Genomic DNA, 11,934 nt, shown 5'->3' on the forward strand with positions numbered 1-11,934 from the left:
ACATAACAAATACGCCAGGAGCTCATTTATGACTCATTTATCTATGCCCGCCTTCGGCCCCCTTGCCGGGCTGCGTGTTGTATTTTCCGGGATTGAAATTGCCGGCCCCTTCGCCGGGCAGATGTTTGCCGAATGGGGCGCAGAGGTTATCTGGATCGAGAACGTCGCCTGGGCCGACACCATCCGCGTGCAGCCTAACTACCCGCAGCTTTCCCGCCGTAACCTGCATGCGCTTTCGCTGAATATCTTCAAAGATGAAGGGCGGGAAGCATTTCTGAAGTTAATGGAAACCACCGACATTTTTATTGAAGCCAGCAAAGGCCCGGCATTTGCGCGCCGCGGCATTACCGATGAAGTACTGTGGCAGCACAACCCGAAACTGGTTATTGCCCACCTTTCCGGCTTCGGGCAGTACGGTACCGATGAGTACACCAACCTTCCTGCTTATAACACCATCGCCCAGGCCTTTAGCGGCTACCTGATTCAGAACGGCGATGTCGATCAACCAATGCCCGCCTTCCCCTATACCGCAGACTATTTCTCCGGGATGACGGCCACCACCTCGGCGCTGGCGGCGCTGTATAAAGTGCGGGAAACCGGCAAAGGCGAAAGCATTGATATCGCAATGTATGAAGTGATGCTGCGCATGGGCCAGTACTTCATGATGGACTACTTCAACGGCGGCGAAATTTGCCCCCGCATGACCAAAGGGAAAGACCCCTACTACGCCGGTTGCGGGCTCTATAAGTGCGCCGATGGCTACATCGTGATGGAGCTGGTTGGCATTACGCAAATCAATGAATGCTTCAAAGATATTGGCCTGGCACACATTCTTGGTACGCCGGAGGTTCCGGAAGGCACACAGTTGATCCATCGCATTGAGTGTCCCTATGGCCCACTGGTAGAAGAGAAGCTTGATGAATGGTTGGCGGTACATACCATCGCTGACGTCAAAGCACGTTTTGCCGAGCTGAATATTGCCTGCGCCAAAGTGCTGACCATCCCGGAGCTGGAAGGCAACCCACAGTACGTCGCTCGTGAATCCATTACCCAATGGCAAACCATGGACGGCCGCACCTGTAAAGGCCCGAATGTAATGCCGAAATTCAAAAACAACCCAGGGAAAATCTGGCGTGGTATGCCATCGCACGGCATGGACACCGCCGCCATTCTGAAAAATATCGGCTATAGCGAAAGCGATATTCAGGCGCTGGTCGGCAAAGGGCTGGCCAAAGTTGAGGATTAACAGGATACGTTAGTCGGGCTCCCCGGCTAACGATCAGGACTATTTTGTGGGTGAATGCGCAATGGATATGGTAGGCGGGCAACACTTGCGTCAGATGTGGGATGACCTGGCGGAAGTTTATGGAGAGAAAACGGCGTTGATAACGGAGTCCTGCGAGGGGGAAGTGCAGCAATTTAGCTACGCCGCACTCAACGCGGAGATCACCCGCACGGCGAACCTGTTTCACTCGCTGGGTGTACGTAAAGGCGACACCGTTGCACTGCATCTCGATAACTGTCCGGAGTTTATTTTCTGCTGGTTTGGGCTGGCGAAAATCGGCGCCATTATGGTGCCGATTAACGCACGGCTATTACAGGAAGAGAGCTCATGGATTCTGCATCACTGCCAGGCGCGCCTGCTGGTGACGTCTTCGCGTTTTTATCCGATGTATTGCCGGATTCGTGAAGCGCATTCCACACAACTGGAAACTATCTGCCTGATTGATAGCGACGAGGCGCGTCATTTCCAGCGACTGAAAGCGGAGCAGCCCGCAACGCTACGCTATGCCCCGCCCTTAAGCCCGGAAGATACCGCCGAGATCCTGTTTACCTCCGGCACCACGTCACGCCCCAAAGGGGTGGTGATCACTCACTACAATCTTCGTTTCGCGGGATATTACTCCTCCTGGCAGTGTGGCCTGCGCGCGGATGATGTCTACCTGACGGTGATGCCGGCATTCCATATCGATTGCCAGTGTACGGCGGCGATGGCGGCATTTTCCGCCGGAGCAACATTTGTGCTGATTGAAAAATACAGCGCTCGCGCCTTCTGGGGGCAGGTTCGCCGTTACGACGCGACGGTCACGGAGTGTATTCCGATGATGATTCGCACCCTGATGGTACAGCCGCCCGCGCCATCCGACAGGCAACATCGGTTACGCGAAGTAATGTATTACCTGAATCTTTCCGTCGCGGAGAAAGACGCGTTTATCGAACGTTTTGGCGTGAGATTACTAACCTCATATGGCATGACCGAGACCATCGTTGGGATCATTGGCGACCGCCCCGGCGATAAGCGGCGCTGGCCGTCGATTGGCCGCCCTGGCTTTTGCTACGAAGCGGAGATCCGCGACGATCAAAACAGGCCGCTGCCGCCGGGCGAAGTGGGTGAAATTTGCATTAAAGGCGAGCCGGGGAAAACGATTTTTAAGGAGTACTACCTGCGCCCCGATGCCACCGAAAAAGCGTTACAGGCCGATGGCTGGTTACACACCGGGGATTCCGGCTATCGCGATGAAGAGGGCTTTTTCTACTTCTTAGATCGACGCTGCAACATGATTAAACGCGGTGGTGAAAACGTCTCCTGCGTCGAGCTGGAAAATATTATCGCTGCCCATCCCAAGATTCAGGACATTGTGGTTATCGGCATTAAAGATGCTATTCGCGATGAAGCGATTAAAGCCTTCGTGGTTCTCAATGAGGGTGAAACCTTAAGCGACGAGGAGTTTTTCAGCTACTGCGAAGCACATATGGCGAAATTTAAAGTGCCGTCTTATATGGAGATAAGAACTGACCTGCCCCGTAACTGCTCAGGAAAAATAATCAAGAAAAACCTGAGATAACAACAATAGCGGCAGCAATGCCGCCGGAAAACCGAACAAGGAGTGAAAATGAGTGATTCATTACATCTGACCCGCAATGGCGCGATTCTGGAAATAACCCTGGATCGCCCGAAAGCCAATGCAATTGATGCCAGAACCAGTTTCGAAATGGGCGAAGTGTTTCTTAATTTCCGCGATGACCCAACTCTCCGCGTCGCAATTATCACTGGCGCAGGAGAAAAGTTTTTTTCCGCAGGCTGGGATCTGAAAGCGGCCGCCGACGGGGAAGCGCCGGATGCCGATTTCGGCCCTGGCGGATTCGCCGGATTAACCGAGATCTTCAACCTCGACAAACCGGTAATAGCCGCCGTTAACGGCTACGCCTTTGGCGGCGGTTTCGAACTGGCGCTGGCGGCCGATTTCATCCTCTGTGCGGAAAATGCCAGTTTCGCCCTACCGGAAGCCAAACTCGGTATTGTGCCGGACAGCGGCGGAGTGCTGCGTTTACCAAAATATCTTCCTCCTGCAATTCTCAACGAAATGGTGATGACCGGGCGACGCATGACGGCAGAAGAAGCGCAGCGCTGGGGCATTGTAAACCGCGTGGTGGCACAGCCTGAACTCATGGCCCATGCGCGTGAACTGGCGCAACAACTGGTGCAAAGCGCGCCGCTGGCGCTGGCGGCACTGAAAGAGATCTACCGCACTACCAGCGAAATGAGCGTTGAAGAGGGCTATCGCTTCATGCGTAGCGGAGCGTTGAAACACTACCCGGCGGTACTGCATTCCGAAGACGCCATTGAAGGCCCGCTGGCGTTCGCCGAAAAACGCGAGCCGGTGTGGAAAGGACGCTGAGGTGATGAGCCGGATGGCGCAGCGCTTATCCGGCTCATCACGGCACAGGAGTCAAAATGAGCATATACGCCTTTGAAGGGCTCATACCCGTCGTTCACCCGCAGGCTTACGTCCACCCAAGCGCAGTGCTGATTGGCGACGTGATTGTGAGCGCCGGGGTTTATGTTGGCCCGCACGCTTCGCTACGTGGCGATTACGGACGGCTTATCCTTGAAGCCGGATCGAATCTTCAGGATGGCTGCATCATGCATGGCTACTGCGATACGGACACCATCGTGCGGGAAAACGGTCATATCGGGCACGGGGCGATCCTTCACGGTTGTGTGATTGGCCGCGACGCCTTAATCGGCATGAACAGCGTCATCATGGATGGCGCGGTGATTGGCGATGAGAGCATTGTTGCCGCCATGAGCTTTGTGAAAGCCGGGTTTTCCGGTTCGCCCCGGCAAATGCTGGTGGGCTCCCCGGCCCGCTTTTTACGCGAAGTAACCGACGAAGAGATGCGCTGGAAGCGGCTGAATACCCGGGAATATCAGGATCTGGCAATACGTTGTAAAACAGGATTACAGTTAACGGAACCGTTAACGGAAAAGGAAAACAATCGACCGCGCCTGAAAGGGACAACATCGGTACAACCGAAGCGGTGATACTGCCGGATGGCGCGACGCCCTCCGGCGAAGCATCATTATCGACGCATACTTTTAGACAACATCATTTGCCATTTTTGCTCGCGATTAAGCCCGGCTGGCAGCGCCGCAGGAACATGCGGCGTTTTCCTCACGCCAGCCATTTTTTCCCGCTCGTGATGGTTCACCCGGGCATAAAGCTGGGCATCGATCCCGACCACTTTCACCAGCCGCTGGCACTGACATCCCCGCCCTTCCAGCTTATTGGGGATCATCTTGACCTCACAGCTAATTTCCCCTATCTCGGAAAGAATATAAGAGAGCGTATTAATTGCCTTGCAGTGTTCAATATCGAAATGAATGGAGATCTCCCTTGCAGTTACCCAACGATCTTCTGCCATGATCCATTCGGCAATTAACAAGTAGAGTGGTTTGCCAACACATTGTTCACTCATAATTACACCATTTTCACGAATTAAAAATCGGTTATATTCTGCGGACATTAAGCCGCACAAAGAACATGGTTATATGGGATGGTATGCGAGTTAAATGTTGAAGGATGTGATCTAAATCGTGGTTGTTACAATGAAAACAGATTAAGCGCCAGGAATAACCTGAAGGCATAAAAAAACGGTTCCTCTTCAGGAACCGTTTTTATCAGGCCAGCAGGATACGATTACTTAGCGATCTGCGCGTGCATTTCCTGCACTGAAATCACTTTCTCTTTCGCATCCGCATTCAGCGCCATGGACGTTGCGAAACCGCCGTTCAGGGTAGTGTCGTAATGTACCTTGTACTGCAGCGCGCTGCGGCGAATCAGCTTGGAGTCTTCAATCGCCTGACGACCTGCGGTGGTGTTGATGATGTAGGTGTATTCGCCATTCTTGATACGATCCTGAATGTGCGGACGACCTTCATGCACCTTGTTCACCAGGCGCGGGTTGATACCGGCTTCACCCAGCACAATCGCCGTGCCGTGGGTCGCATCCAGTTCGAAACCATGCTTCAGCAGTTTCGCCGCCAGGTCGACCACGCGCTCTTTATCGCCTTCGCGCACGGAGAGCAGCGCACGACCCTGTTTCTTCATGGTGGAGTTACTGCCCAGTTGCGCTTTTGCGAAAGCTTCCGCGAAGGTGCGACCGACGCCCATCACTTCCCCGGTAGAGCGCATTTCTGGCCCTAACAGCGGGTCAACGCCCGGGAATTTGTTGAACGGCAGCACCACTTCTTTCACCGAGTAGTACGGCGGGATGATCTCTTTGGTCACGCCCTGTTCGGCCAGCGTTTTGCCTGCCATCACACGCGCCGCCACTTTCGCCAGCGGTACGCCAGTCGCTTTGGAGACAAACGGTACGGTACGCGCCGCGCGCGGGTTGACTTCAATCAGGTAGACTTCGTTGTCTTTCACCGCAAACTGCACGTTCATCAGGCCGCGCACCTGCAATTCAAAGGCCAGCTTCTGCACCTGCTGGCGCATCACATCCTGAATTTCCTGGCTCAGGGTGTAGGCTGGCAGAGAACAGGCGGAGTCACCGGAGTGCACGCCAGCCTGTTCGATATGCTCCATGATGCCGCCAATCAGCACCGTTTCACCGTCGCAAATGGCATCGACATCCACTTCTACCGCGTCGTCAAGGAAACGGTCGAGCAGAACCGGCGCATCGTTGGAGACGCTGACCGCGGTCTGGAAGTAGCGCTTGAGATCCGCTTCGTCATAGACGATTTCCATCGCGCGACCGCCGAGAACGTAGGACGGACGCACCACCAGCGGGTAGCCAATCTCTTTCGCCTTCTCCACCGCCATTTCAATCGTGGTAACGGTGGCGTTTGCCGGTTGTTTCAGTTTCAGACGGTCAACCGCGTGCTGGAAACGCTCACGGTCTTCCGCGCGGTCGATAGCATCCGGGCTGGTGCCGATAACCGGTACGCCAGCCGCTTCCAGCGCGCGTGCCAGTTTCAGCGGCGTCTGGCCGCCGTACTGGACGATAACGCCCTTCGGCTTCTCGATGCGTACAATTTCCAGCACATCTTCCAGCGTCACCGGCTCGAAGTAGAGACGGTCGGAGGTGTCGTAATCAGTGGAGACGGTTTCCGGGTTACAGTTGACCATAATGGTCTCGTAACCGTCTTCGCGCAGCGCCAGCGAGGCGTGAACGCAGCAGTAGTCAAACTCGATACCCTGACCGATACGGTTCGGGCCGCCGCCAAGCACCATGATTTTGTCACGGTCAGACGGGTTGGATTCGCACTCATCTTCATAGGTGGAGTACATGTACGCGGTGTCGGTGGCAAATTCTGCCGCGCAGGTATCCACACGCTTGTAGACCGGGTGCAGGTTGTACTGGTCACGCAGCTTGCGGATTTCCGCTTCACGCACGCCCGCCAGTTTTGCCAGCCGCGCATCGGCGAAGCCTTTGCGTTTCAGGGTGCGCAGGAAGTCGGCGTCGAGGCCATTGATGCCCACTTCCGCCACTTTCTCTTCCAGACGCACCAGCTCTTCAATTTGCACCAGGAACCAGCGGTCGATGTTGGTCAGGTTGAATACACCGTCCACGGAGAGACCCGCGCGGAAGGCATCGGCGATGTACCAGATACGCTCTGCGCCTGCGTCTTTCAGTTCGCGGCGGATTTTGGTCAGCGCTTCCGGGTCATCAAGGCTCACTTTCGGGTCAAAGCCCATCGCCCCGACTTCCAGGCCGCGCAGCGCTTTTTGCAGAGATTCCTGCTGCGTGCGGCCAATCGCCATCACTTCACCGACCGATTTCATCTGGGTGGTTAAACGGTCATTGGCGCCGACGAATTTCTCGAAGTTAAAGCGAGGTATTTTGGTCACAACGTAGTCGATGGACGGCTCGAAAGAAGCCGGAGTACGGCCGCCGGTGATATCGTTCATCAGCTCGTCAAGGGTGTAGCCCACCGCCAGTTTCGCCGCCACTTTAGCAATCGGGAAGCCGGTGGCTTTCGACGCCAGCGCCGAGGAGCGAGACACACGCGGGTTCATTTCGATAACAATCAGACGACCATTTTTCGGGTTAACCGAGAACTGAACGTTAGAGCCGCCGGTTTCGACGCCGATTTCACGCAGTACCGCCATCGAGGCGTTACGCATGATTTGATACTCTTTATCGGTCAGGGTTTGCGCCGGGGCTACGGTGATGGAGTCACCGGTGTGGATGCCCATCGCATCGAAGTTTTCGATAGAGCAGACGATGATGCAGTTATCGTTTTTATCACGCACCACTTCCATCTCGTACTCTTTCCAGCCAATCAGCGACTCATCAATCAGCAGTTCGTTGGTTGGGGAGAGATCCAGCCCGCGTTCGCAAATCTCTTCGAACTCTTCGCGGTTATAAGCGATACCGCCGCCGGTGCCGCCCATGGTGAAGGAAGGGCGGATAATGCACGGGAAGCCGACTTCAGCGGCGACCGCCAAAGCTTCTTCCATGGTGTGCGCGATACCGGAACGCGCCGTATCAAGGCCGATTTTCTTCATCGCCACGTCGAAGCGGCGACGATCTTCTGCTTTATCAATCGCATCGGCAGTGGCACCAATCATGGTGACGCCGAACTCTTCGAGCACGCCCTGACGCTCGAGTTCCAGCGCACAGTTCAGCGCCGTCTGGCCGCCCATGGTCGGCAGCACCGCATCCGGGCGCTCTTTTTCAATAATCTTACGCACCACCTCCCACTGAATCGGCTCGATGTAGGTCGCATCGGCCATTTCCGGGTCGGTCATGATGGTTGCCGGGTTGGAGTTCACCAGGATAACGCGATAACCCTCTTCGCGCAGCGCTTTACACGCCTGGGCGCCGGAGTAGTCAAACTCACACGCCTGGCCGATAACGATCGGGCCCGCACCCAGAATCAGGATACTTTTTATGTCTGTACGTTTTGGCATGGCTCTTATAACTCCTGATTATTTCGCGGACTGACGGTATTGCTCGATAAGCTCGATAAAGTGGTCGAACAGCGGTGCGGCATCGTGCGGGCCTGGGCTCGCTTCCGGGTGGCCCTGGAAACTGAACGCTGGCTTATCGGTACGGTGGATACCCTGCAGCGTGCCATCAAACAGGGATTTATGCGTCACGCGCAGGTTTGCCGGCAGCGTCGCTTCATCGACGGCAAAACCGTGGTTCTGCGCGGTGATCATCACCACGTTATTATCGATATCTTTCACCGGATGGTTGCCGCCGTGGTGGCCGAACTTCATCTTGATGGTCTTCGCCCCGCTCGCCAGCGCCAGAAGCTGATGGCCGAGGCAGATGCCGAAGACCGGGATGTCGGTTTCGAGGAATTTCTGGATAGCGGTAATTGCGTAATCACACGGTGCCGGGTCGCCAGGGCCATTGGAAAGGAACACGCCGTCCGGATTCATTTTCAGCACATCTTCTGCAGAAGTTTGTGCCGGAACAATGGTCAGGCGGCAGCCGCGATCCACCAGCATACGCAGAATATTGCGTTTCGCGCCAAAATCGTAGGCAACGACGTGGAATGGCAGTTCTTCTTCTTTTTTCGCTTCCGGCAGTTCTTCTGCCAGCGTCCAGCTACCCTGCGTCCAGCTATAGGATTCGCGGGTGGTGACTTCTTTTGCCAGATCCATCCCGTTCAGACCAGGGAAGGCTTTCGCTTTTTCCTGCGCCAGTGCGGCGTCCAGGTTATCGCCTGCAATAATGCAGCCGTTTTGTGCGCCCTTTTCGCGCAGCAGACGCGTCAGCTTACGGGTATCGATATCGGCAATCGCCACGATGTTATGGCGCTTCAGGTAAGAAGAGAGATCTTCTGTATTGCGGTAGTTGCTGGCAATCAGCGGCAGGTCGCGAATAACCAGACCTTGCGCGTGAACCTGAGAAGACTCTTCGTCAGCAGCATTGGTGCCGACATTGCCGATATGAGGATAAGTAAGAGTAACGATTTGGCGAGAATAGGAAGGATCAGTGAGGATTTCTTGATAACCGGTCAAAGACGTATTGAAAACAACTTCCCCAACCGCCGAACCTGTTGCCCCTATGGCCCGACCGTGAAACTGGGTTCCGTCTTCCAGAACCAATAGCGCTGACTTAATCAAAACACCCTCCAGAGAATATTCACTCACTTTATTTGCATATTAATTCACAATGGTGACATAAATCAATGCAAATCTGCTTACCTTTGAATTTCTGGCAAACGGCGGCATTCTAGAGAGAGCCCGGACAAAAGTCTACCTTAAAGGGCATTTTTTATTATTATTTTGCGCCACTGGATTTAACTAACGCTTTTAGCTGGCAAAAAGATCACCTAACTACCCACAGAAAACGCTTGCGCGGCAAGAAGAATGTTAAAAATGGGATTAAGGGAGAAAAAAGTAGACCATCCGGTCAAAATTTACATTCAAACAACAAAAAATGGACGGATAATGTGCTTTTATAGGAAACAAGAAGAGAAAAGTAACTAAAAACAGATAAAATAAAGGGCAATAAAATATTGCCCTATGCAATCAATGTCTTACTGATTGCAATACCACATCACGATGGGTAATAAATACTATAATTCATTCAAATTAAGCACATCGCGCATATCAAAAAGACCGTTTTTCCTGGCTTTAAGCCACAAAGCGGAACGCACCGCTCCGTTGGCAAATGTCATGCGGCTGGAGGCTTTGTGGGTGATCTCCACACGTTCGCCAATATCGGCGAACATCGCCGTATGTTCACCGACGATATCGCCCGCCCGCACGGTGGCAAAACCAATGGTACCCGGCACACGCTCACCCGTATAACCTTCACGGCTGTAAACGGCGCACTCCTTGAGATCTTTATCCAGCGCCCCGGCAATCGCCTCACCCATTGCCAGCGCAGTGCCTGACGGCGCATCAACTTTATGGCGATGATGTGCTTCAATAATTTCGATGTCGGTATAGTCGCCCATCACTTTGGCGGCTTTCTCCAGCAACTTAAGCATGACGTTTACCCCCACGCTGAAGTTGGCCGCAAAGACAATCGCTATCTCCTGAGAGGCATCGCGGATCGCCTGCTTGCCGGCATCATCAAAACCAGTGGTTCCAATAACCATGCCTTTCCCGTGTTCACGACAGAACGCCAGATGCGTCAGCGTGCCTTCCGGGCGGGTAAAATCGATAAATACATCAAAATCATCTTTAACCGCGTCGAGGCTACTCTGAACGGTAACGCCGGTTTTCCCCGCGCCCGCCAGCTCGCCCGCATCGCTGCCCAACAGGCTTGATCCTTCGCGTTCCAGCGCCGCGCCCAACTGAACGCCGTCCATTGCGATTGCCGCCTGAATTAACTGGCGTCCCATACGTCCGCCAGCACCGGCAATGGCGACACGGATTTGTGCATCATGCATAGCTATTCTCTTTTGTTAATTTTGCGTAAACCGTTCTCAGAGTAACCAGCCCGCCCGCAGGCTGCCAGTTGAAAACGTCCATAATTAGAATTAAATGATAAACAGAGGGGAATATCAGTAAAAGCCATGATTCATCGGAAAGGACGAATCATGGGCTGGAATCACATATCAAGCGTAACGTTCTTATTCTGCGGGAGCGAAACCACAGGACTGGCGGATCACCAGCGCGGGCGGCAGAATAATCCGCTTTGGCGGCTCATCGTTGCCCTGAATACGGCTATAGAGCAACTCCCCTGCTTTGCGGCCAATTTCTTTGGCCGCGACGGAGACCGTGGTTAATGCAGGCTGCACCAGCGCTGCCTCAGTAATATCATCAAAACCCACCAGCGCAAAGTCTCGCCCCGGCTCACGCCCCCTTTTGCGCAGGGTGAGCATCACTCCCAGCGCGACGATATCCTGATAACACACCGCGGCGGTGATTTGCGGATAACGATGCAGAAGTTCCTCTGCCACCCGCGCCCCATCGCTTTGGCTGGCCTGAGACGTCACTATCCACTCGGCATTGGGTGAAATACCGTTTTCCAGAAGTTTACTGGTAAAACCGCCAATTCGCTGGGCGCGGGTGCCGGAATTTTGACTGCCGCCTATAAACGCAATATTCCGATGCCCCAGCTTAATCAGGTGCGCCGTCGCCATCTGGGTGCCGAGAAAATTGTCGGTGCCGACAAAATCAAAATCCGGATCGTTAAGCGGCCTGACAACCATGATCGCCGGAATGTTGCGCCGTTTCAGGCCATCGAAAAAGGATTGCGGCGTTTCTCGCGCCGCGCACAACACCATCCCGCAGGCGCTGTTACGCATCAATGAATCGACAAATCGCTGCTGGCGCTCGCCGGACTCTTCACTGTTCGCCAGAAAGAGCAGTAGCTCATGCCGTTCCATCTCATGACTCAACCCAGCCGTCATTTCACCATAAAACGGGTTTGTAATGTCGTGCAGTAGCAAACCGACCTGATTACTGCGGCGATTGCGCAGGTTAGCGGCCGTTTGGTTATAGACATAGCCTGTATCATCCAGCGCTTTCAGCACCCGTTCACGGGTTGCCTGAGAAATCCGCCCCCGGTTGCGCAATACCATCGATACGGTCGCGGTGGATACACCTGCGTGCGCGGCGACCTGCGCCAGGGTTATCGTTGTCATCATCACCTCTCTTTTCCCTTTAGATTAATCGAATAACCTTTTATTTGCATTAATGCCTGTGAGTCGCTTCACACTCTCCTGCTGGA

The 11,934-nt window shown here is 54.2% G+C and carries 9 protein-coding genes; 4 read left to right on the plus strand and 5 right to left on the minus strand.

Annotated features, from left to right (window positions below):
* Positions 1 to 28: 28 nt before the first annotated feature.
* The 4 genes from caiB (at position 29) to caiE (ending at position 4,327) form a co-directional block, all read left to right on the plus strand.
* Complete coding sequence (gene caiB / locus VSR74_RS09695) at positions 29 to 1,246, plus strand: L-carnitine CoA-transferase (RefSeq protein ID WP_347794535.1); 1,218 nt, start codon at positions 29 to 31, stop codon at positions 1,244 to 1,246.
* A 61-nt stretch (positions 1,247 to 1,307) separates the two neighbouring features.
* Positions 1,308 to 2,846, plus strand: coding sequence for a crotonobetaine/carnitine-CoA ligase (gene caiC, locus VSR74_RS09700; RefSeq protein WP_347794870.1), 1,539 nt, complete (start codon positions 1,308 to 1,310; stop codon positions 2,844 to 2,846).
* A gap of 48 nt (positions 2,847 to 2,894) precedes the next feature.
* Positions 2,895 to 3,680 carry a crotonobetainyl-CoA hydratase gene (caiD, locus tag VSR74_RS09705; protein ID WP_347794536.1) on the plus strand — a complete coding sequence of 262 codons (786 nt, stop codon included), beginning with the start codon at positions 2,895 to 2,897 and terminating at the stop codon, positions 3,678 to 3,680.
* Between the two features lie 56 nt (positions 3,681 to 3,736).
* Positions 3,737 to 4,327: a carnitine operon protein CaiE gene (gene caiE, locus VSR74_RS09710; RefSeq protein ID WP_347794537.1), complete on the plus strand. Its 591-nt coding sequence runs from the start codon at positions 3,737 to 3,739 to the stop codon at positions 4,325 to 4,327.
* 38 nt (positions 4,328 to 4,365) lie between these two features.
* Here caiE and caiF read toward each other — a convergent pair whose 3' ends face one another.
* From caiF to VSR74_RS09735, 5 genes are all read right to left on the minus strand, one after another.
* On the minus strand, positions 4,366 to 4,761 hold the full coding sequence (caiF, locus tag VSR74_RS09715; protein ID WP_347794538.1) for a carnitine metabolism transcriptional regulator CaiF: 396 nt from the start codon (positions 4,759 to 4,761) through the stop codon (positions 4,366 to 4,368).
* A gap of 221 nt (positions 4,762 to 4,982) precedes the next feature.
* Positions 4,983 to 8,204, minus strand: a complete 3,222-nt coding sequence (gene carB, locus VSR74_RS09720) for a carbamoyl-phosphate synthase large subunit (RefSeq protein ID WP_347794539.1) — start codon at positions 8,202 to 8,204, stop codon at positions 4,983 to 4,985.
* A gap of 18 nt (positions 8,205 to 8,222) precedes the next feature.
* The gene (gene carA / locus VSR74_RS09725) at positions 8,223 to 9,371 is read right to left on the minus strand and encodes a glutamine-hydrolyzing carbamoyl-phosphate synthase small subunit (protein ID WP_347794540.1); all 1,149 of its coding nucleotides are present in this window, start codon (positions 9,369 to 9,371) and stop codon (positions 8,223 to 8,225) included.
* Positions 9,372 to 9,826: 455 nt separating this feature from the next.
* On the minus strand, positions 9,827 to 10,648 hold the full coding sequence (gene dapB, locus VSR74_RS09730) for a 4-hydroxy-tetrahydrodipicolinate reductase (RefSeq protein ID WP_347794541.1): 822 nt from the start codon (positions 10,646 to 10,648) through the stop codon (positions 9,827 to 9,829).
* Between the two features lie 183 nt (positions 10,649 to 10,831).
* Positions 10,832 to 11,848 (minus strand): LacI family DNA-binding transcriptional regulator, encoded by a 1,017-nt coding sequence (locus tag VSR74_RS09735; RefSeq protein ID WP_347794871.1) that lies wholly within the window; start codon positions 11,846 to 11,848, stop codon positions 10,832 to 10,834.
* Between the last annotated feature and the right edge of the window lie 86 nt (positions 11,849 to 11,934).

Origin of the sequence: Pseudocitrobacter cyperus, assembly GCF_039889165.1 — a bacterium.
GTDB lineage: Bacteria > Pseudomonadota > Gammaproteobacteria > Enterobacterales > Enterobacteriaceae > Pseudocitrobacter > Pseudocitrobacter cyperus.

Bases quoted from the DNA above. Each gene is read 5' to 3' on its own strand.
- caiB (WP_347794535.1), top strand. From the start codon at position 29: ATGACTCATTTATCTATGCCCGCCTTCGGCCCCCTTGCCGGGCTGCGT.
- caiC (WP_347794870.1), top strand. From the start codon at position 1,308: ATGGATATGGTAGGCGGGCAACACTTGCGTCAGATGTGGGATGACCTG.
- caiD (WP_347794536.1), top strand. From the start codon at position 2,895: ATGAGTGATTCATTACATCTGACCCGCAATGGCGCGATTCTGGAAATA.
- caiE (WP_347794537.1), top strand. From the start codon at position 3,737: ATGAGCATATACGCCTTTGAAGGGCTCATACCCGTCGTTCACCCGCAG.
- caiF (WP_347794538.1), bottom strand. From the start codon at position 4,761: ATGAGTGAACAATGTGTTGGCAAACCACTCTACTTGTTAATTGCCGAA.
- carB (WP_347794539.1), bottom strand. From the start codon at position 8,204: ATGCCAAAACGTACAGACATAAAAAGTATCCTGATTCTGGGTGCGGGC.
- dapB (WP_347794541.1), bottom strand. From the start codon at position 10,648: ATGCATGATGCACAAATCCGTGTCGCCATTGCCGGTGCTGGCGGACGT.
- VSR74_RS09735 (WP_347794871.1), bottom strand. From the start codon at position 11,848: ATGACAACGATAACCCTGGCGCAGGTCGCCGCGCACGCAGGTGTATCC.